The 22,099-nt window shown below is 43.0% G+C and carries 17 protein-coding genes and 1 tRNA gene; 7 read left to right on the top strand and 11 right to left on the bottom strand.

Features of this window, described 5'->3' with window-relative positions:
* The first annotated feature begins 49 nt into the window (after nt 1–49).
* Together CO230_RS04365 and pcaF are read left to right on the top strand one after the other, a co-directional pair.
* Nucleotides 50–805 carry a tryptophan-rich sensory protein gene (locus CO230_RS04365; protein ID WP_122027478.1) on the top strand — a complete coding sequence of 252 codons (756 nt, stop codon included), beginning with the start codon at nt 50–52 and terminating at the stop codon, nt 803–805.
* 204 nt (nt 806–1,009) lie between these two features.
* Entirely contained in the window at nt 1,010–2,227 is a 1,218-nt protein-coding gene (gene pcaF, locus CO230_RS04360; RefSeq protein ID WP_122027477.1) for a 3-oxoadipyl-CoA thiolase, read from the top strand.
* 47 nt (nt 2,228–2,274) lie between these two features.
* On the opposite strand, the gene CO230_RS04355 is transcribed toward pcaF, so the two are convergent.
* The 7 genes from CO230_RS04355 to CO230_RS04320 form a co-directional block, all read right to left on the bottom strand.
* Nucleotides 2,275–2,685 carry a hypothetical protein gene (locus tag CO230_RS04355; RefSeq protein ID WP_122027476.1) on the bottom strand — a complete coding sequence of 137 codons (411 nt, stop codon included), beginning with the start codon at nt 2,683–2,685 and terminating at the stop codon, nt 2,275–2,277.
* Between the two features lie 31 nt (nt 2,686–2,716).
* Nucleotides 2,717–3,172, bottom strand: a complete 456-nt coding sequence (locus CO230_RS04350; RefSeq protein WP_122027475.1) for a DUF1569 domain-containing protein — start codon at nt 3,170–3,172, stop codon at nt 2,717–2,719.
* A gap of 50 nt (nt 3,173–3,222) precedes the next feature.
* A complete protein-coding gene (locus CO230_RS04345; protein ID WP_122027474.1) occupies nt 3,223–3,783 on the bottom strand; it encodes a Crp/Fnr family transcriptional regulator in 561 nt (186 codons plus the stop codon).
* A gap of 91 nt (nt 3,784–3,874) precedes the next feature.
* On the bottom strand, nt 3,875–5,074 hold the full coding sequence (locus CO230_RS04340) for an ABC transporter permease (RefSeq protein ID WP_122027473.1): 1,200 nt from the start codon (nt 5,072–5,074) through the stop codon (nt 3,875–3,877).
* 4 nt (nt 5,075–5,078) lie between these two features.
* Complete coding sequence (locus CO230_RS04335) at nt 5,079–6,044, bottom strand: HlyD family secretion protein (RefSeq protein WP_122027472.1); 966 nt, start codon at nt 6,042–6,044, stop codon at nt 5,079–5,081.
* 21 nt (nt 6,045–6,065) lie between these two features.
* The gene (locus tag CO230_RS04330) at nt 6,066–7,463 is read right to left on the bottom strand and encodes a TolC family protein (RefSeq protein WP_122027471.1); all 1,398 of its coding nucleotides are present in this window, start codon (nt 7,461–7,463) and stop codon (nt 6,066–6,068) included.
* Between the two features lie 233 nt (nt 7,464–7,696).
* Nucleotides 7,697–13,627, bottom strand: coding sequence for an alpha-2-macroglobulin family protein (locus CO230_RS04320; protein ID WP_122027469.1), 5,931 nt, complete (start codon nt 13,625–13,627; stop codon nt 7,697–7,699).
* A gap of 60 nt (nt 13,628–13,687) precedes the next feature.
* On the opposite strand from CO230_RS04320, the gene CO230_RS04315 reads away from it, so the two are divergent.
* Genes CO230_RS04315 through CO230_RS04305 form a run of 3 tightly spaced genes read left to right on the top strand, consistent with a single transcriptional unit; the run spans nt 13,688 to nt 15,885 of the window.
* Nucleotides 13,688–14,446, top strand: a complete 759-nt coding sequence (locus CO230_RS04315; RefSeq protein ID WP_122027468.1) for a hypothetical protein — start codon at nt 13,688–13,690, stop codon at nt 14,444–14,446.
* Between the two features lie 60 nt (nt 14,447–14,506).
* Entirely contained in the window at nt 14,507–15,592 is a 1,086-nt protein-coding gene (gene recF, locus CO230_RS04310) for a DNA replication/repair protein RecF (RefSeq protein ID WP_122027467.1), read from the top strand.
* Nucleotides 15,589–15,885 carry a hypothetical protein gene (locus CO230_RS04305; RefSeq protein ID WP_122027466.1) on the top strand — a complete coding sequence of 99 codons (297 nt, stop codon included), beginning with the start codon at nt 15,589–15,591 and terminating at the stop codon, nt 15,883–15,885. Before recF ends, CO230_RS04305 begins: the two co-directional genes overlap by 4 nt.
* Here the strand turns inward: CO230_RS04305 and CO230_RS04300 are convergent.
* The 3 genes from CO230_RS04300 to CO230_RS04290 are packed head-to-tail and all read right to left on the bottom strand — an operon-like array spanning nt 15,863 to nt 19,655.
* Nucleotides 15,863–17,896 carry a recombinase gene (locus CO230_RS04300; RefSeq protein WP_122027465.1) on the bottom strand — a complete coding sequence of 678 codons (2,034 nt, stop codon included), beginning with the start codon at nt 17,894–17,896 and terminating at the stop codon, nt 15,863–15,865. The genes CO230_RS04305 and CO230_RS04300 overlap by 23 nt on opposite strands.
* A gap of 15 nt (nt 17,897–17,911) precedes the next feature.
* Complete coding sequence (mtgA, locus tag CO230_RS04295; RefSeq protein ID WP_122027464.1) at nt 17,912–18,556, bottom strand: monofunctional biosynthetic peptidoglycan transglycosylase; 645 nt, start codon at nt 18,554–18,556, stop codon at nt 17,912–17,914.
* Between the two features lie 52 nt (nt 18,557–18,608).
* A complete protein-coding gene (locus tag CO230_RS04290; protein ID WP_122027463.1) occupies nt 18,609–19,655 on the bottom strand; it encodes an ABC transporter substrate-binding protein in 1,047 nt (348 codons plus the stop codon).
* A 47-nt stretch (nt 19,656–19,702) separates the two neighbouring features.
* Here CO230_RS04290 and CO230_RS04285 point away from each other — a divergent pair.
* Nucleotides 19,703–19,779: transfer RNA gene (locus CO230_RS04285), tRNA-Arg, on the top strand.
* A 142-nt stretch (nt 19,780–19,921) separates the two neighbouring features.
* Here CO230_RS04285 and CO230_RS04280 read toward each other — a convergent pair.
* Nucleotides 19,922–20,821 (bottom strand): M23 family metallopeptidase, encoded by a 900-nt coding sequence (locus CO230_RS04280; protein WP_410492874.1) that lies wholly within the window; start codon nt 20,819–20,821, stop codon nt 19,922–19,924.
* A gap of 200 nt (nt 20,822–21,021) precedes the next feature.
* Between CO230_RS04280 and CO230_RS04275 the strand changes: the two genes are divergently transcribed.
* Nucleotides 21,022–22,029, top strand: coding sequence for an NAD(P)H-dependent glycerol-3-phosphate dehydrogenase (locus CO230_RS04275; protein WP_122027461.1), 1,008 nt, complete (start codon nt 21,022–21,024; stop codon nt 22,027–22,029).
* Nucleotides 22,030–22,099 lie beyond the last annotated feature (70 nt).

Here is a 22,099-nt window from a genome sequence, read left to right as displayed (position 1 = left end):
TGTTTTTTGGAATGATTTTTTCACCTCTCGAAAGGTTAAATCATACATCATGAAAAGAACATTACAAATTGCCAACGGAATTGCACTGGTATTCACCATTATTTTCAACTACGTCAGCAATACCGGCGTCTTCAACGGGAAAACCATCGGAAATGTTTCTGATGAATACCATACGTTGCTTACGCCCGCAGGATATGCGTTTTCCATTTGGGGACTTATTTATTTGCTGCTGTTAGGCTTTGTAATTTACACCGGCAAAAGTCTTTTCACTAAAAAAACTAAGCAGCACGATGGCATCGTAGAGAATGCAGGCTGGTGGTTTGTAATCTCATGTGTGGCAAATTGTGCCTGGATTATCGCTTGGCTATACGGCGCTACCGGAACCTCTGTATTGATCCTTGTAATCATGCTGATTGCTCTGCTGAAAATTTTACTCAACGTATTAAAATACACTGAAGGCATTGCCAAATGGCTGATCAATATCCCGTTCCAGATTTACACGGGTTGGATCACCGTGGCACTCACGGTGGCGACTTCCTCTTGGCTTGCACAGACAGGCTGGGAACAACTAGGACTTTCAGGCGCGGCATGGGCTATGATTGTACTGGGCGTTGTGACCATCATTCATTTATACATGACCTGGAGCCGAAATACAGCGGTGTTTTCTTTAGTCGCGGTTTGGGCTTTCATAGCGATCTCGCAGGAAGAAATGCAACATTCTGAAATCACTACTTTTGCCTTAGTGACTGCCGCTGTGGTGTTGGTGAGCAGCCTGGCCAATATGGTTAAAAGAAAAAGTATTTAATCATTTATCTATTGATGATGTTTACTGGTGTTTTTATTAATTTTAAATCAAACAGATACAAAAACACTCACTGCTGACACTTCGTGCGGAATACGTTCTTACCGCAATCATATCATTTATATATTTACCCTTATGAAAGGACATTAAGGCTTCCGATGGGAAGTCTTATTTATTTTATTAAATTTACGAACACTAATGAATCACATGAAAAACGCATATATTATTGATGGTGTCCGTTCAGCAATCGGTAACTTTAAAGGTGGCCTGTCTGCGCTACGTACCGATGATCTTCTGGCATCAGTCATTAAAAATCTTAGTGACAGACATCCTAATTTACCTCTAAATAAAATTGACGATGTAATAATAGGCTGTGCCAACCAAGCCGGCGAAGATAACCGCAATGTGGCAAGAATGGGCGCGCTGCTCGCCGGGCTGCCGGTAGAGGTACCTGGGGAAACTGTAAACCGGCTGTGTGCCTCGGGGATGAGTGCGGTAGTGCAGGCTGCCAGAGCCATAAAAGCAGGTGAAGGTGACCTCTTTATTGCCGGTGGTGTGGAAGGGATGACGCGTGCTCCATATGCCCTATCGAAAGCTGAAACCAGCTACGGAACGGAACAGAAAATGTATGACACCAGCTTTGGCTGGCGCTTTATAAACCCGCAGATCGCAAAGCTATATGGCACCGAAGCCATGGGTAAAACAGCAGAAAATCTTGCTGAAACATATAAGATCTCAAGGGCCGAACAGGATGAGTTTGCACTTAATTCACAGCGGAAAGCAAAGACAGCACAACAATCCGGTCGTTTAGCCGAGGAAATAGTTGACATAAAAATCCCACAACGTAAGGGAGACCCAATCATTTTCAACACCGACGAGTTCCTGAAACCTAATACAACAATGGATATTCTGGCAAAATTACGTCCGGCATTTGTCCCCGAAAATGGTACAGTGACTGCTGGCAATGCCTCCGGTCTCAATGATGGTGCAGCTGCGCTGTTAATTGCCTCAGAAGAAGCGGTGGAAACTTATCAGCTTACGCCTTTGGCCAGAATCGTCACCTCAGCAGTCACCGGAACCGAACCTCGGATTATGGGCATCGGTCCGGTAGAAGCTACGAAACTCGCACTTAAAAGAGCGTCATTATCTCTGGAAGATATGGATTTCATTGAATTGAACGAAGCTTTCGCCGCACAAAGCATCGCCTGCTTACACGAACTGGGCATCGCTACAGATGACCCCCGCGTAAACGTGAATGGTGGCGCTATTGCCCTCGGTCATCCACTTGGGATGAGCGGCGCACGGATCACCTATTCCGCTGCGCTCGAATTACATAAAACCGGTAAACGCTATGCTTTAGCCACCATGTGTGTTGGTGTAGGACAAGGTTACGCTGTCATCCTAGAAAATGCTGCGTACAGATAAACTTCAGGATAAACCTTCATCAAATCTTTAGTAACGTACCAACTGTTTTACTGAATTTTATGCCGGTTTGTACGGCGTGCTACGTTCCGGCCTGTAAGTACAAGTCCCCACGCAGCAATCCCAAGTACCCAAAACCAGAACGGAGTAGGAATGGTTAGCATCATATAGACAGAAATTAGCGCGAACAAAGCTCCGATGATAAAGGCTGAGGACCGGCTGTGGTCTTTGGCCAGTTTTGTAGCGACAAACCCACCTAAAAATGCACCTGCCGCATAGGAAATAAGTACAAAAAGCATGGCGGCGGGATGCTGCTCTATGTAAGATTTCACAGCTTCCGGGTCATTGGGGTCACTGCCTGGTGCCATCGGAATGATATAATGACCCAGCATTTGTATTGCAGCGACTGTAATGCCTACGGTTACCAACCCTGCGATTACGGAGATAATTTGACGTACCATCGTTTATTATTTTTTATCCCGGTACAGCAATTTAAACTCCAAACTGCTCAAGATGATGATTAAGGTGTTTGGCAAGCATATTATTCCATTCCTGCGCGGTCAACTTCCCGAATGAATGCGAGATTTTCCCGTCGAAAGCTTCGCGACCGAGTTGCTGTGTTTTCTGTATGTACCCGATCAGCCGTTTTTTCTCTGCTTCAAAATCTTTATCTCCTTTCATGATAAACATCGGTGCGGTGGGGATATTCTGCTTGTAAGGAAGTTCATTTACCGTTTTCTTCTTCACGAAATTCTTAAGTAAAAAAGCAGCGATGAAACCGGGTTTCGGATGTTTGCCCGGCTCATAAATGGTTTCATAAGACACATTGAGGTGCGCCAAGACTTGGTCTACAGACATTTTCCCCCATTTTCGGGGAGTTTCGGGTGTCAGGCGGTTTATTCGGTCGATGTATTGCTGTGCATCTAGAGGACTGAAGATATCCTGCATGGTTCAATTTTTTATGAAGAACAAAGATAGCTTTTTCAAAGGATTCCCCATCATTTCTCACTGCGGATGCGGCTGAGTGTCTCTTGGGAAATACCGAGGTAAGTGGCTATCATCCCAAGTGGGGCCCGAAGGATGATGCCAGGGTTTTCTTCCAGCAACTGTTCATATTTTTCCCTCGCGGTCATGTGTTGCAAAGATGTTAGGCGCGCGAGTGTCTGCGTCATCAGGTTGCCCAAAATGTATCGCGAAAAATTGGCGGCCGGCAAAGACACAGCGCAAAGTGCCTCCAACTCCTGATAATTACACGACACGAGGGTGCTTTCTTCGAGGACTTCAAAATTATAACGGGTAGGTACGCCGGTGAAAATACTGTCTACATTACCGAGGATTTTACCTTCGGTATAGAAATTAGTGGTGATATCTTTGCCATTTTCATAATAGAAACTTGGGGCCAGGCCCTCTTCCATAAAGTATATTTTGCGGCTGTACTGGTTTTGGCGGGTAAGCAGCGTACCTTTCGGATGGGTTTCTGTGTGGGTTTTGTGCTGCACGAACTCTCGGATTTCGTTATCAACCGTAATATGCCGCTCAAGGATTTCTAAAATCTGCACCTGCTAGTTTTTTACAAAAGTAAGTGTAATTATGTTCCCCTGGAAAACCGCCATCAAAAAACACGGTTACAAGTGCCTTTATAACCGAAAATCACCTTAGCACATCATTATCCTGCTCAGCCTCATCAATCTGATATTTTTTAAACAGAAAATGAATCTTGATCTTCAAAGCCGCCCAGGCCAAAATAAAATATACCCAACCTAGAATAAATAAGTGAATAAAATAGCGTTGCGTTAAAGCATCCGAGCCCCGCTGTACCACCATGATTTTTAGTGCTTCAAGATATGGCGTAAGCGGAATAATATCACTGAAAAACCGTATAAATGCGGGCATTGCCGAAGACGGCCAGGTAAACCCACTGATGATGAATGCCGGTGAGGCAATCACCATTAAAATCTGTGTCGCTTTCAGCGCATCCGGAATCAGGATGCTTACCAGCACACCCAAATTGGTAGCCGCCACTACAAAACCCGCTGTCAGCAATATAAAATTGAGGATGTTTTCAGGCACCGGAATTTTAAAGTACACACTGCAAGCATAGAAGAACAGGATATTGAAATTCGCGAAAATCCATACCGGCAGACATTTCAGCGTCATCACCAGTATCGCATATTTATGTTTTCCCGCAAAATCCCGTTTAAAAGATTCCCTCTTGAACTCTTCACTGAAAGTCACCGCCATCGCCAGCAGAATCACCTGTTGCAGCACCACGGCCATCATCGCGGGCCACATGAAAATCAGATAATTGCTGGTGGTATTAAACAGCGTAATGTAATTGGCTTTAAAAGGCTCAAACTGCGTTTTGGCCATTTCTGCCGACATCCCTTTGCGTTGCATCGCTTTCATTTCCGCACCGGCTGAAAATGTGCCCAATACCTGCTGGATCGCTTTCGTAGCAAAATTTGCGGTCAGTACATTCGAGGTGTTAATGTACACATTCACCTCCGGATATTTTTTCTGTAACATCGCGGCCTCAAATCTTTCTGGAATGATGATCACGGCTGCCGCTTCCGTTCTGATGACTTCATCGTTAATGTTGGCGGGTTCTTCCGCATAATTCAGGACACTGATGGTTTTATTATCTGCCAGCATCTCTGCCAGCTGGCCTGCAAGCGGTGTTTGGTCCTGATTCACAAGAATCACCGGAATATGTTCTACCTTCCCTTTTTCATACGTGAAACCAATCAGCAGCGCATACACGATCGGCGCCAGAAAAAATACCGAAAGCATGGTACGGTTGGTAAAAAAGAGCCGGAACTCGCGGCGAAGCAAATAGCGTAACTGTTTCATCAGATTATTGTTTCAGGAGAACGGTGGCGTTAACAAGTACCTGCTGGGCATCTTTGCTGTTCAGGGGTTTCACTTTTATCTCGTACACCGCATCCTGCGGATTATAATCGGGGAAGGCGGTGGTGATATCAGCATATTTTGCGAGTTGTTTCAACGAGATTATTCTGCCGGGGATTTCTTTCTTGCTGTAATTTACTATCACCTGCACTTCCCTACCTTTCCCATACGCTGCGATCTTACTTTCAGGAACCGTAAACCGGAAATAAGTAGTGTCAGGAATATACCCCGAAAAAAGTGCGTAGCCTGCTGTCGCCAGTTCACCCTTGTTCAGGCTGATGGTTTCAATCTCCATATCGTTCGTGGCGATCACATATCGTTCAGAATAGGCCACGGTGGCTTCCTGCAACGCGCCGGCGGCCTGATCTGCCTGCCCCTGCGCCATATCAATTTTCTCATAGCGGGTACCGAGCTGTACCTCATGCAATTCCGCATTTACGGCATCCAGCTGCGCTTTTGCGCCCTGATATTTTGCAAAAGCTTCATCATAATTCTGTGGAGAAAGCAAGCTGTCGCGGTACATATTCTGTGCTCGGGTGTAGGCTTTTTGTGCATAAGAAAACTGCTCCTGCAATCCCTTTCGTTTGGCATTCAGTTGACGCAGTTGGTCCTGTGTGGCACCGTTTCGGGCGAGTTGCGCCTGTGCGCGGGCAGCTGCAGTTGCGCCGCGAGCCTGCGCAATTTTTGCCGAAACTTCAGGTACGTCGAGTTTGGCCAGCGTATCGCCAGCCTTAACCATTTGGCCTTCTTCTACATAAATTTCAAGAATGCGTCCTGTAACTTTTGGAGAAAAAGTGACCAGATCCTTTTTGGCTTTTCCCTCGGTTAGTACACGTTTTTCATGAGTTTCGGAACATCCGGTGAGCATCAAAAAGGACAATATAAATGAAATAGATAAAAAGTGATTTTTCATTAGAGTTCTGTATTTTTACAATTAAAGTGCGTCAATATTAAGGTTTTGCGTGGCTTTCATCAGTTCAATGGCGGCTCGGCGCTGATTAAAGATGGCTGTCTGAAGTTCGAGCTCTGCGTTTTGCAGATCGTTTTCAGCTTCGATGAGCGCGGAAGAGGTCTTGGAACCGTAGCGGAATTCTTTTTCAACCTGCTGCAGCGCGCTTTGCGCAATTTCTTTGGCTTTTAGTTTCAGCGATACCTGCGCACCGGCAGTCTTAAAACCGGTTTGCTGACTGGCTAAATTCAACTGAAGTTTCTTTAAAGCATCCTGCCGTTTAGCGTTAAGAATCTCACGATCTAATTTTGCTTTTTCTATGGCATGCCGACCTTCGTTTCCATCGAAAACATCCCATTTAAAAGCGATCCCGGCCTCGAAAAGCGGCAGTATATTTAAATTTGAAGGATTGATATCCAGTTTTCTACCGGGTAATAATTCGTCTTTTGAACTGATGTTTCGGCCGTATAAACCGAGGTAAGACAAAGATGACTGCGCCTGTACTTTTGGCACCCACCATCTTTCTTCGGCTTTTATTTTATAGTCTGTCGCTTTTATTCCGTGGTTCAGCGCCTGAATTTCGGAGCGGTTTTCTATACTGAAATCGGAGACAACGTTTGCAATCGGCTCTAAAGCGGCTGAAATCTGACTGATCCGTGCCCGTTCAATTCCTGTTAATAAACTCAATTGAGTCATCAGCAGTTCTTTTTTACCTTCATACTCCACCATTTTTGAGTCGAGTACGGCCTGTGCAAGTTCTATTTTTTTGTGATCATAAGGCGTGATCAAACCGTAAGACAAAGCCTTGTCCGCAGTTTTCCTGTTAATCGCCAGACGTTTTTCTGCTTCAGCCAGCGTTTTTCCGGTCTCACGGATTAAGGCCAGCTGATCGTATGCTTTCGAGATTTCAGTGATGATTTCATCTTTGGTTCTCTCCATAAGCACTTTTTCCGACAGGTTTTTCTCCCGGTTGGCTTCACGCAGATATTTCACTTTACCACCGGAATAAATGAGTACACTAGCTTCGGCCTTTGCCGCGGCTGAAATACCGGACACGGACAAATCGTTAATTTGCCCGGCGGGAATCTGCATCCCGGGAAAAACCGGCTTTACCGCAGGAACGGTGATTTCGGGGGACTGAAACTGAACGTTTGCCTGCGTGTAACCTGTCTTGCCACTGATTTCGAGTTTTGGCAGAAAAACTGAGCGCAGCTTTTCGTCATCGAGGTGAGTGTAGCGGTTTTCAAGGATCTGGTTGCGCAAGGCACCGTCCTGTACCATGGCGCTATCGACCAGTTCGCGCAGCGTAGGCGCCTGCTGTGCCGAGAGGCACAGCGGAAGCAATAATAAACTGTGGATAAATATTTTACGGAAATGTGTCATGTTCTAGATGATTTGCGGGTGCAAAGTTCGGAAAACCTTTCAACTTTTCCTTTGATATTTATCAAAAAACGTGTTTCAGGCTTGGGTACGGACAAGCGATTGCAGCGGAAAGCTTCCGCCAGCGGTGGCCAAGGCACTGGCAGGAACTTGCAGCGGAAAGCGCGGTACCACAAACCCCGCTGAAAAGCGGGGTTTGTGGTATGGCCCATTATGAGCTTATTTCCGGAGAATTATTATTCCGAAATGGTCACTCTCGCTCCCATCGTGTGGGCGTTCATCTGCGGGGCGTAGTAGTTTTGCAGCGTCGTGATACCGTTGTTGAAGGTTCCGGAAGCGTTGCAGATGTAATCATACTCGAACACGTATTTCCCTTTCGGCAAGTACTCGATGTAGAAATTGGTGGATGCGTCTTTTGTGCTTTGATAATAGCCGAGACCGTTTTTCCATTCGTAGCCGGAAATTACGTTGAGCGGCTCGAAACCTGCGGCGCGCATGTCTTTTAGGTGGATGAACTCCATGTTGCGGTCGGTGTTCAGGATCATTCGTACCGTAACTTTGTCACCGACTTTCAGCGGTGAATTTTCTGTGATTTTAATTAATTCTTCACCATTGACCGTTTTCACTTTTTTGTACAGTTCTTTGGTGATTGAAAGATAAGATTCCGAGGATTTTATATTATCCAGATCTTCGTAATACTGCCAGAATAAGCCGCCCTGAGCGATTCCCGGGCCGGGTTTGGTAACGGTTACCGTTCCTAAGTTTTTGTCGATTTTTTCTGGTTTTAAAGTTGATTTCACATAGCCGGTGGCTTTTGTGTCCGGATTTACAAGTTCCTTCCCTCCCCAAATAATTGTGGCTTTATCGCTTTCTGCAGTTGTCCACGATTTTCCGGAATTCAGCATCGTGAAAATCACTTCGGCGGTGCCGCGCGAACTTCCCCAGGAGTTGACTTCTTTCTGGGTGACGAGCCAGATCTTCATTTCTTCGATGAAATTGATGTCGTTCGGAGTCAGTTTGTTAAAGGCTTCCAATGCACCGGCATGGTTTACGATTTTCGTTGAGTACCAACCCCAGTCGTTGAGGTTCTGTTTCCAGTAAACGCCCTGCGTTTGGGTATCGGTGGAAGTGTCCTTTAAGTACGTCAGGAATTTCTTTGACTCGGTTTTCATGCCGTATTTATCAAAAAGAAGTGCCAACCGGTGAAGTCCGAAGAAAGTAAAATCGGTGATTTTCTCGGTTTTGGCTTTTGTCATCACCGCGTTTTTGAGGGCGTTTCCTTTAGTTTTTAAAGGATATTGTGCTTCCCAGTAGCTGCGGGTGTCGAGATAATCGAGCACGAAATTATTCACCACCAGTTTTTTGTCGGTGTTGTCATATTTATTGACTTCCTGATCAACATACGCAATGAGTTTCGACACCAGTTCTTTCTGTTCGGAAGATTGATAATCAGCGAGATTTCCTTTCAGCCATTCGTTGATCCTGCCTAAATTTTTAAGGATATATAATGAAGTGTAATACGAGCTCGGATAACCCTGATACCACGAGAAACCGCCGTCCGGGTTCTGAAGTTGTTTCAGTTCCGCCCAATCCGTTTGAATAGAATTGCGCATCGTGTTGGCATCAAAAAGCCGTGCGAGTTTTTCCATCTGTTCCGTTTCAGTTTTAGAGTCCAAAACCCACGGCGTTTCTTCGAGCAGAAGCTGTTTCAACTCCTGGTTTTTTTCAAGATTTGAAGTAAGCAAACCTTTGCTTTGATATTCGTCGAAAACGGTTTTCAGTTTTGGGTTTGCTCTAAAAATTTCAGACGCCAAAACATCCGCAAACCATTTATTAAAGATCACATCCGCCGAATTGTTCTGGTCGTTTTTCAGACTTGGCAGCGCAAACAGAATTTCCCAGATCGGATTAGTCGTCAGTTCGAGTGTGTTGGAAAAATTGCTCGCGGTGGAGGACGTATTTTTTGCTAAATTTTCCAGGGTAAAGGTCTTAGTCTGGCCTTCTTTAACGAAAATCGGAACCGCGTCGGTCACCAGCATCCGGTTCGGAAGGATAGCGATGGCTTTCTGTTCACCATCGGAGAAATTTCCGGCCCGCACTACGACCTTGATGATAATCGAAGACACATCGTTCGGAACTTTTAACTTCCAATTTACGACATCATTTCCGTTTTCTTTTAATGCAAATTGGCGCGAATTATTTCGAATTTCTACGAATTTTTCGGTTATATCCTCGTTGGTGAAGGCGTCTAAGATTTGTAGTTGCGCGGTTCCGCTGAGTTTTTGATTAACCAAGCTCGAAAGTTTCGACTGTAGGTTCAGTTCGTCACCTTCGCGCAGAAATCTGGGATAATTTGGCGTGACTGAAAATTCTTTTTGCGTCACGACTTCCTTTTCAAGTGTGGCCGCTCTGGCATCCTTTGTATGCGCCAAAAACATGAGTTTCCATTGAGTCAACGCTTCTGGTGAAGTGAATTCGAAAGTTACATTGCCGTCTTTATCCGTCATTAAATTCGGGTAGAAAAATGCGGTTTCGTTGAGATTTTGGCGGACGGGGATTTTGTCTAAACTTTGTTTTTCATCTGATCTTTTTTTTCTAGGTCGCACAGGTTGTCCATTTATCTTAACAATGTACCCCTTTGCATCTATTTCTTCAACTTCTGAATAAACCTCAGTACTCGATACTGAGGGCGGTGGTGGAGCATAGTTCGCATCTTTCGCGCCAACTTGGTTTACTAATCCTGCACTCGTTTCAAGTTGTCGGGTAATTATAGGTAATCCATAAATCCCGCCATCAAACCATTGAAATTCCGGAATATTAATTTCTCTCTGATTGAGATACCCTACTCTTTTGCTGTAATTTTCCTGCGCTAAATACTCATTGAAGCCGTAAGAATTCACGCGGAAATATTGCTGATACAGTTTTTGCCACGAGTAAGAATTCATCGCAAACTGATCCAAAGATTTATCGTACATATTCGCCAAAACTTCGGCGTTGACGCGCTCTTTGCCCTCGCCAAGGATTTTCACTGTCCATTTTTCTTTGGAGTTCGGCTGCAGTTTGTCGCGGAAAGTCACGGTTTCAATACGCAAACGTTTTTTGTCAGTCGCAATCTTCAGATTAACCGATTCCGTCTGCACATCATTGAAAGCCACCAATTGGAACTGAACATTGATCTGGTCGATGCTTTCATCATTCGGAAATGCAAGTTCATATTCCAAAACGCCGTTTTTGAAAGTTTTCTGTTCGGTTGCCGTTTTACCGTTTCCATTTTGTACGAAAACATTTACCAAAGCATTCGGAACCGCGGAATAAACATAAATTTTTGCTTTTTCGTTTCTTTTAAATTCATTTTTTGGCTGAATGACTTTCAGAAATGGTTTCTGCGTATCTACCAGGAACCTTTTATCGAAAACTTCAAAGGTTTTTTCGGTTTTAATGGTGTCTTTTCCTTCGATATTGTACAACTCCAGTCTGTATTTTCCGGCAGGTAGAGCACCAAGATTTAAGATATCAGATTCAGGACCATTATTTTTATCTTGATTCTTGCTTCTGGGCTCTTGCATCTTCTCCAAAACAACTTTGTCCTCTTTTTCATCTTTTTCATCTTCTGAAAAATAATCGTGCGGAAATTTCTGGATGAATTCTGTTTTTGAAAACTTAGGCAAATCCTGAATTTCGTTTTCAAAATTGCTTCTGAAAACCCTTGCATCCCCGCTAAGTTTCGACAGTTTTACCTGATATGGTTTGTTTAAATTTTGGTCGTTGTAGTTTTTTGTTTCAACCTTAATCTTAATATTTTCATCCGTGAAAGTATCTTTGATGTCATCGGCTTTTAGGTAATGTGAAACCGAAGAAACCTTCACATTCGCCATTTCCGACTGTGTTTCGCCGTTGATATCGGTTACAGAAGCATTGATTTCGTAATTATCGATCTGAATTCCGTCTAAAGTCTCGTCTTTTTGAAGCTCGACTTTAATGACAAACTCCCCTTTTTCATTGGTTTTCACCTCACCTAAAATGGAGTTTTCGTTATCGTTTCCGCGTGGGTACCACCAGAAATACATCCATCGGATATTGCGTTTTTTAATCTCGTAATTCACCGTCGCATTACTCAGCGGAATGCCGGAAAAAGTCATGGCTTTTCCTTTGATTTCTAGGGTTTGGCCGTATCTGTATTCATCTTTAACGGGGTCGATGACGACTTCAAATTTCGGGCGTTTGTACTCCTCGACCTGGAAATATTTAGTACCACCAATCAGATAATCCGAATCTTCATCATCATTATCCACTACAATACTGAATTGGCCGTTCAATTTTCCCTGCGGAAGAATAAAACTGCCATTGATGGAGCCAAATTCGTTGGTGATGAGCTGCTGTTTCGAGATTTCTTCACCATTCGCATCATTTAAAATAACATTGAGTTTAGATTTTGAAACGACATTTTCTTTCCTTGATTCACCGTTGAACGCTGTCGCGATCACTTTAAAATAAACCGTTTGCCCCGGACGGTAGATGGCTCTGTCAAGGAAAATCTGCGCCTGTTCGCGGTCCTGAATCTTTTTTTCACCATAATACTGATTGCCATAAACCTGCATCAGATTAAAGTCATTGGTTCTAGGCTGCTGCACCAAATAGTAGCGGTAATAGGCCTTCTCAGCTGTTCCCGGGAATTTAAAATTAGCGGAAGCGTCAGTCTTCTCAGCGACAACGGTTCCGGTTTTTCCCCTACCATATTCAAGGATTTTAAGGTCTTCATTTGAAATCGATGTTCCGTTTTCGCGGTTGACCAGCTTCATCTGGTTTTCTAAGAATTTTCTTTCATCTTTTTTGTGGTAAATCAGCCGCGATTGTGTCGCGATAAAATAAAAATGTTCCTGAATAGCATTCTCAACCACATATTCCACCATATAAATGCCAGAAGGCAACGGCTTGATCTCCAAAGAAGTTGTATGCGTTTTGAAATCCTTCAAATCCTGCAGCTCAAAGGTTTCTTTGCGGACCAAAGATTTCTTTACGGCCGCGAAATTTTCTTTACTGTAAGAATCGCTGACATATTTTAAGAAATTATTGAAATCGCTTTTCACTTCATAAATATTCAGCGAAAACTGACGGATATTTTTCGCATTGGCCACCAAATGAATGGGTAGATTAGACTGTGTGTGCGTCTCATATTTGATGTTCAGGGACGGATTTACAATCTGATTTTCACGCTGAAGGATATTGTTGAGGAATTTGGATTTTGGATAATTTTTCTTAGCATTTTCTGCGAGAAGCAGCGCTTCTTTAAATTTCTGGTCTTGGGTAAGTTCATCCATCATTTCCGCCGTAAGCAGAAGTTTGTAATCACCATCAACAGGAGATTTTACTAAATTTTCAAGCTGCACCAAACGGTCTTTGCAGTTGCTGAACTCACAGGAATAATTGAGTTTCTGATGTTCAAAATACAGTTTTGCATTCGCAGAATTCCTTGCAATAAGTTCATCGAAAAGACTTAAAATCTTCGTATGATTTGCTTTAAGTTCGTTTGGTGTAAAGAAATTTGGATCTTTAAGGAATTCGATCTGATTGATGGCGTTCCATTCAAATAAAGTCGGGAAATAATCGAGATCCTGCGTTTCCTCGAAAATCGCCTTGTATTTGGAAAGCTGCACTTTCTGCAAATCGGGTTTTTTCGCTTCGAGTTCGTTATATTTTTTGGTCAGATAATTCTTAAAATCAAGTTTGCTCCAGGTTTCGATTTGTGAAAAATCCTGGTTGTTGATGTTGGTGCGCTGATTGATTTCCCATGATTCATTATCGTAATAATCATTGAAGAATTCCGTCAAAAGAACCTCATAAAGCAAGCGCTGCTCGCCTTTCAACTGATTTCCGAAAGTGGAAAGCTTCGTAAAAAACCGGCTCGCCGAATCGTTGTTCTCATCGTCCTGCGTTTGGTTTGCGATGCTGAATTCCGCTTTCAGCGAACGGATGAGCTGGTTTGCATTACCGTCTTTAACGGCCTGTTTCTGGATTTCTAAAATGATGGGAAGGTTCGATTTGTATTTTCCGGATTTGTAATTGGCTTCAATTTTCTTCCATTGGTCATCGTAAAGTTTTTGTCCGAACATAGGCGTGAAAAGTATTAAAAACAGGAAAACGGTGAAAATTCGTGTAAAGTTGTTCATATCTGTAGCACTGGAATATAAGTAGGATTGGGCAAGTAATTATTGGTTAAATTTGCGCAGATGCAGTTTCTAAATTTAGCGAAAAAATACATCATTGACGGGCAGATTTATGTTTCGTTGATGGGAACCGCGCTGGCGGTATTTTTCATGCTGGAGCAAAATATATTCCGCTGGCCCACGGTGCTGCTTATTTTCATCACTTATTTCAGCGGATATCTTTATACGAAATATCAGAAACACCGTCTCTTTCCGAAAATCCTGGTTTTCAATTTACTTTGCGGAATAATTTCAGCGGTTTTAATTTTTCAGAATCATAATGAAATCCGCCTTGTGAAATGGCTGGTTATTGTCTTATTGGGGCTGATGTACAATTCTACATTTCTTGAAATCTACATCCGAAAAGTGCCGCTGTTAAAGGTATTTTACGTGGGTTTTACATGGGCGCTGGTAAACTCATGGCTCATTTTACCTGAATTTCACCTCGGTATCTTCTTCGTTACGCTGCTCTTCATCACTGCGCTTGTGCTTCCGTTTGACATCCGGGATATGCATGAGGACAAAGTGATAACTTTCCCTAAACTCATTGGCGTGCAAAGAACTAAAGTTATGGCGTACTGGCTGGTCTTGGTAGCGGCGATTATCTCAGTTCTTTATTTAAAAACAGCATTTGCCATGGCTTTCTTATTAAATTCTGTCATTACATTTTTCCTGATATACTTTTCTACAAACAGCAGCCGAAATACCTACTTTACCTTTTGGATAGAAAGTTGTACAGGCCTGCCGCTTTTATTCTACATTGCGTATCTTTACATCCAATAAAAAAATGTCGCTTTTTTCCGGTTTAAAAATAATATTTAACCACAAAAAGCAAGCTCTTATATGATTATTAAAAGTCTTTCTCTTTATCATTTTAAAAATCACACAGAACAGAAATTTGTATTTTCACCGCAGATCAACTGCTTTGTAGGTAACAATGGCGTGGGGAAAACCAATATTCTGGATGCGCTGCATTACCTGTCTGTCGGGAAAAGTTTTCTGGGAAACACAGACCTTAATAATATACAAGCCGGTGAGGATTTTTTTGCGATTGAAGCCGAAATAAATGATGGTGATAAAGAGAACATCATCAAGGTCCAGATGCCCCGTGAAGCCAAAAAAATCATTAAAAAAAACGATAAAACCTATGATCGGCTCGCAGACCACATCGGTTTTTTGCCTAATGTGATCATTTCTCCGTACGATTCTAACCTCATTTCTGATTCGGGGGAAAGCCGCCGGAAATTTTTGGATGCGATGATCTCGCAAACCGACGCCGAGTATCTTTTTCATCTCATCCAGTATCAAAAAACGCTGCAGCAAAGAAACGCACTCCTTAAAAACTTTGCCCGAAACCGCTATTTCGATGCAGAAAGCCTGGAAATCTATAATGAGCCGCTCAGCCGGTTTGGCACAGCCATCTTCAATAAAAGACGTGATTTTACGAGCGCCATTTCGCCACTCATTCAACAGTATTATGACATCTTGTCAAACGGCCGTGAGAAAGTTACGATACAATACCAATCTGATCTTTCTGAAGCCAGTTTTGAAACGCTTCTGGAAACGAATTTAGAAAGAGACCGTTTGCTCACGCACACCTCACGCGGCATCCACAAAGACGACCTGCTGTTCGAAATGGATGGCAGCCCGATAAAAAAAACCGGTAGCCAGGGCCAGCAGAAGTCGTTTCTGATAGCGCTGAAACTTTCGCAGATGAACAGGATGAAAGAACTTACCGGCAAGACACCCGTGCTGCTTCTGGATGATATTTTTGATAAGCTGGATGACACGCGTGTTTCACAATTGATAGAACTCGTGAACCGGGAACATTTCGGGCAGATATTCATTACCGATACAAGCCGCGAACGCACTGAGGCGGTGGTGAAAAAAATCAATGAAGAATCGAAAATCTTTGAAATCCAGGCATGAAAAAACCACGTAAAAGAGAGTTTCAGGCTTCTGATCTGGTAAAATCATTCGCGCGCATCCACGGGTTTGAAGAAAAACTGTTGGCTTTTGAAGTAAAGGATTTTTTGAGTGATTATTTAAACGACGCGCTGTTTCAGGAAATAGAGTCGGTGAACCTGAATAAAAAAATACTTGAAATCAAGATCAAATCGCCTCTGTTAAAAAACGATTTCAAAATGCGGAAAACTTTTTTTCTCGAGAAATTCAGGGATAGATTCGGTGCTGAAAACTTTATCGATCTTCAGATTTTGTAGCCTTGGTGCCACGCAGCAGGTTTTGAGTGGAATCATCAAGATGTGAACGTATCGGCAGGAAGAAACGCAGCGGATTCTTCATAAAATAACGGAAGATCTCGCGGAATATCAATCGGATTTCCTGCATATTCACCTTTCGGGACCGGAATGCCAACAGCGTGGAAAGTCCGAAACTCACCGCAAAATTGAAAAAACCTATCAAGAAAACCGTGGTTACGGAAACCCAAACGGTATAAGGATCTACCACGAACCCTTTCCCATAAAAACCAAGCGCGATATTACCGGCTGCAAACGTGATGTGGCGGATATCCAGATCAAGCCCCAAGAAAATCCCTATTGGAGCGGTAACACCCAGAAAAATCCCAAACCAGAAATTAGAGACGATCCCAGCCCAGTTGCGTGCATAATAATCTGATATATTCTTGGCCGCTTTTGCCCCGATGAAGTAATTAAGCAAGGGATTTTTGGCGATGCGTTTCGGGATGTTGTAATACACAGAACTGTTGCCTACGTTGCCCGAAATAATCCCAGAAATGAACAGGAAAAAACCTGCGATACACGCATGCAGAATGGCTTTGGACTGAAACGGATCCTGATCCCTGAGCAATTTGGTGGCTTTCTCGGCCGCAAAATTTTCTTGGAAAAGCACTTCAAGACCATAAATGATCGCCAATGTCACCGGAAAGGCCAATAGTACATTCCCCACAAAAGCGATAAACTGCGAGCGGAACAATTTAGACACTAAATGGGCAAAATCCTTGTAATTCTTACGTTTATTCTCACCATCCGAAAGCACCTTTGCCATCGTAGCCGCCGTCATCGCAGGCTGTTTAGTAGCCAAGCTGAAATTCATCAGATAAATCATGATAAAGCCCATCGCATAATTGAACGCAAAAAGTACCGCGTGTGAGAAATCACTGCCCGGCAAAGAGCCATAAAAAAGCTTCAGTACGACCAGACAGGCCACTATGATACCGCCGCCAGCAGCCTTCATAAACATCGTTACATAATCTGCCCGCGAAGAGGTAATGTAATGCATACCGGTTTCCGCGGTGTGATTGGTGATCAGGTGGGAGCGCAGCGTGGTACTGTCGGAAATCAGGTCGCGTATATTGTTTTTGTGCGTCTTATATTCTAATATATTGAAAAACAATTGCTTAGACTTCTTTAAGACATCCTCTGGCGCGTCAATCACCAGAATCTGGAGAATATCTGCCATACGGTTCAGCTGCTGCCGAATCTTGATCAAAGATTGGTTGATCTTACTTGAGATACCGTATTTTTCAGAATTTTTAAAGGCAAGCGTTACAAAATTAAGGCATTGTTGTAAGTACACCTTGATCTGTTTGTACAACTCATCCCGCGAGGTCAGGAAATATTGCTGGTCTGCGGCAAAATTCTCGTTCAGCACATCCAGTTCATTCTGCAGGGCCAAAAAAGGATTATCAAACTGCCGGTAGCTGGGCACCATATTTACGACTTCAGCATCCATGGCGTTACCGATGGCGCGCCAAGCCAGAATATTCAGTGAAAACAGTAATTCGCGCTTAGCTTTGGGGCGCGCAACCATGTCATCAATCCTCAATAAACGGAAAAACTGATCCAACTGTTCAGGGTGCAAACTGCGGAAATACTCCAAATCTTTAATTGGCCGAACAGAGGTTGTATCCACCAATACCCACACGGAATTTTCATTCTCTACTGGGGGCAAAATCTTATTCAGTAAACGCTTCTTAAATTCCGGGAAGAAGGCATTTTCAGAGATGATATTGGCTTCGGTAAGCGACAGGTTGAATGGTTTACCGTCAAACAGATGGTTAAGGTAGAAGCCGAAATTTTCAGCAATTTCCGGATTATCATGTAAGAAGGAAAGGATTTCCGAGAACTGGGTATCGCGGAGGTTGCGCATCAGCTCTGAAAGTGGCTCCAGCGATTTAGTTTCATTACGGAAGCTGAAATATTTGGCAAGCACCGTATTGAAATTTACTTTATTCCGTTGAAAAGGCATCATCGCTGCAAAGATAATTTATTTAAGACTTACATGACTCATCTGTCGCAGGATCCAACGGTGTTTGCGTTTCAGATAGGCAGAAGGATTTTTGGGATCGTATTTTTTGGGATTCGGTAGGATGGCGGCAATCCATGCAGCTTCGCTTTTTGTAAGGTCTTTTGATGATTTGTTGAAGTAATAATCAGCCGCCGCTTCTACCCCGAAAACGCCCTGGCCCATTTCAATGGAGTTTAAATATCGTTCAAGAATAACTTCTTTACCCCAAATGGTTTCAATGATGAAGGTATAAATGGTTTCAAGCCCTTTGCGCAGCCAACTGCGGCCCTGCCAAAGAAAGATATTTTTAGCCGTTTGTTGTGAGATGGTGCTTCCGCCACGCAGTTTTTTGCCCTGTTCGTTGTGCTTCATTGCTTTTTCAATAGCTTTATAATCGAAACCGTTATGGGTGAAAAAAGCCTGGTCTTCCGAAGCGATAACCGCTTTCTTTACATTATTACCCATGTCGGCATAGGAAATATAATCCCTTTCGAGTTTGCCATAATCCACCACACCACCCATTTGGGTTATCGTAATGGGTGGATTGAAGAATTTACCCCATACAATGAATAAAATATTGGCAAGGATAACGATATATAGTAGTTTCTTAAGTTTCTTCCACATAAAGATGATGAATAAAAAGCACGGTTTGAAGCTGCAAAAATATAAATATAAATCAGTTCAGCGGTTTCAGGTAGGTTAAATTATAACCGGGCAATAGCTGCGGATGAAAAATTTTAATATAATCCTTCAGCACCAGATCTGCACGCACCACGCCGCTTTCAAAATAATCGTTTGAGCTACCAGCCTCTCGGCCGCTTACCGTGTACAATTTCCCGTTCTTATATACATTCATCTCAGCATAATTCGGGTTAATCTGCAACAATTCCTTCTTATATTTATGATTACCGACATTTACCCAGAAAGTAGCCTCTTGCGATTTGCTAAACACTTCTTCAAAACTCATAGGCACAGCTTTTTCTGCTGGGTTACCGGCATTGATGTAGTGCGCGTTGGCATCTTTTAAATACATGGCCAGACTGGTTTTACCACCCGGCAAAAACCATTGGTTGCCATACATTTCGTTGGCCAGCACTGTCGGTGACTGATGACTTTTTTTGGCCAAAGAAGCAAGGGCATGATAATTATCCACTATTTGCTGATAACGGTTTTCGGCCATTTCCTGTGCGCCTAGCAATTCACCGAAAATCAGTAGATAAGCAGACTTTTCAAGTGGGTTCTGCTCCATATATTCATCTAAAAAGATGATTTTGATGCCTTTTTGTCTTATTAGGTTATACGTATTTTCAAAACTTGCGACATAGTTAGTGAAAATAGCCTCCGGGTTCAGTGCCAGGATTTTTTCAACATCATATTTCTGTTCATTTCCGAGGTTTTGAATGTGTCCTTTTGCAATTAATTGTTTCATTTTCGGGGAATACACGTATTCGGGGCTGGATATTCCGGCGATTTTATGCTCCAACTGAAGTTCGGTAAAGTAACCTACCAGGCTTGCGTTCAGTAAAAGCACTTTTTTGAAAGGAAGTTCAGATAATGGGATCTCATAGGTAAAACGACCGGACTTCAGTTTAAAAACCTGCTCATCTTTCTGAAACTGAACATTTTGCGAGACATTCCGCCAATTTTCGTCAACAGTTTGCTTCTTGTCGTGACAGGATGAACATAAAAAAAGTATAAAAATTATTAAAAAAAATCGTTTCATATTTCAAAGGAAACAAAATTTTGCTATATTTGCAAACCGAAAAACACGGCCTCGTGGCGCAACTGAATAGCGCATCTGATTACGGCTCAGAAGGTTACAGGTTTGAATCCTGTCGAGGTCACCACAACCGGCATTTGAAGTTAATTCATTTGCCGGTTTTTTACTTTTTCCATCTTTCTTCTTCACCAAATAGGTTTCGGTAGTTACATTAAACAACAAAACACTGTCGAAACAGTGTTTTATATCAAATCCTAATATCCGGTTAATTAAAGCTGCATGAACAGTTTTGGGTTTACAGGTGTGTTGTTCTTATGTACTTCATAATGCAGGTGTGGCCCTGTAGAACGGCCAGAGTTCCCCGATTTTGCGATTACCTGATGCACTTTCACCTCATCATTGGCCGCTACCAGGATGTCTGAAAGATGCGCGTACAAAGTAGCCAATCCGTTGCCATGAGAAACGATCACACATTTACCGTAACCGCCTTTCTGACCTGCAAAAATCACTTTCCCTTTGGCTGAAGCCACCACATCGGTGCCATAAGCCACGGCGATATCAATCCCTTTATGAAACTGCATTTGGTTTTGTTCCTTTGGCTGGTCGTTTTTTATCACCGGTGCCGGCATGGGTTTACGAATGATGTTCCCTAAGCTGTCTTTCTCCTCTGCGTACTGCACGGCGGCAGGTTTAGCGGGTTTTACTGCAGCAAGCAATACATTGCGCACCGGGATCGGATTTTTCCTCTGTCCGAAGTTGGAGGAAATATATCCCGAAGTCGGGATCCCAAGCGGAACTTTCTGCAACCTATCCTGAAGGTCCATCAGATATTGGCTGTAACGGTTGGTCTGTTTTGCCAGATATACCGCATCGGAGATACTGTCTTGCGCCAACACGCTAATTCTTGCGTCACTAAGGTTTTTGGCAGCTAAAAAAGCGTTTAATTCACGTACAGTTTGATCGACCAAGGACAGGTTGTTCTTCATTTCCAGATAATCTACACTGTCTTTTTCTGTATTTATTTTTACCAGATTTACTTCATACGATTTGTGGTCGCGTTCGGAAAATAGCTTCCCAATCATCACTGCCTGCCCGAAAATCACCAGCAGTAACAGAGTTAGCAAAAGATGCTTATTCCTTTTACTCCAATAATTCTTTATATTCTTTATATATTTCATTATGATTAAATTTGCGCCTGCAAAATTACGAAAATCCTGATGAATCTTTAACAATCAGGATATTTATCATATTTTTAATACCATCGCTTACAGAATGTTAAAGGTTGGCCACCCATCCTTTGCCTAATTACGCCAGAAATCTTCGGTAAACATGTGTACTTTTGTATCTTTGTAAGATTAGCAAAACTGTTATGGTTAAGAAAGAATTGGACAACGACAAAGTAATAGGTGTGCTGGGCAGCGGCAGTTTCGCCACGGCAATTGTGAAGATGCTTACCGAAAACAGCAAAACCGTTCATTGGTGTGTAAGAAATGAATATGTGAAAGGCGCCATCGAGCTTCGCCACCATAATCCCACCTATCTTACCGCTGTTAAATTTAACACCCGTAACCTGTGCTTAACCACCGATATTAACGAACTGGTTACCGCCTGTGATATCGTAGTACTTGCCACGCCTTCCATATATCTATCAGATGCGCTTGACAAGATGACGTGCGATTACACTGGGAAAATCTTTGTTTCAGCCATTAAAGGCATTGTACCAAAAGTGAATGATGTAGTTGCCCACTACCTGCGAGATGAGTTTAAAATAGGTTACCGCCATCAGGCCGTTATCGCCGGCCCGTGCCACGCGGAGGAAGTGGCCATGGAGCGTCTTTCCTACCTCACCATCGCTACCATTGAGGAAAATCAAAAGATGCTCAGCCGTAAATTCTCTTCCCATTTCATCAAGGTGAACTGTTCTGCTGATATTTTGGGCAACGAATACAGCGCGATTCTTAAAAACATCTATGCTATCAGCGCCGGTATTGCCAGCGGCTTGGGTTATGGTGATAACTTCACCGCAGTTTTGGTTAGCAACGCTATCCGCGAAATGGAAGTTTTTCTGGATGCGATACACGAGACCCCGCGTGACGTGAATGAAAGCGCCTATCTGGGGGATTTACTGGTTACAGCCTACTCACTTTTCTCCCGAAACCGCAGTTTGGGGAACCTCATAGGTAAGGGATATACGGTGAAGTCTGCCATACAGTCTATGAACATGGTAGCCGAAGGATATTACGCTGTTGATTCCATCTACAAAACCACTCAGCAAAAAAAGATGAAAACCCCAATAATTGACGCGGTTTACCGAATTCTTTACGAAGAAAAAAACGCGGAAAAAGAATTCAAACATCTTACGAAAGTCCTAAATTAAAGCTGAGAGGCACACCGGACGAAAAAAACACCTTTTATCCCGAATTTTTTAAATTTACAAAAACTTTTTT

The organism is Chryseobacterium sp. 6424, from assembly GCF_003692615.1.
Taxonomy (GTDB): Bacteria; Bacteroidota; Bacteroidia; order Flavobacteriales; family Weeksellaceae; genus Kaistella.
Note: the sequence above shows the minus strand (reverse complement) of the source record. Positions and strands in the feature narration are given on the sequence as shown.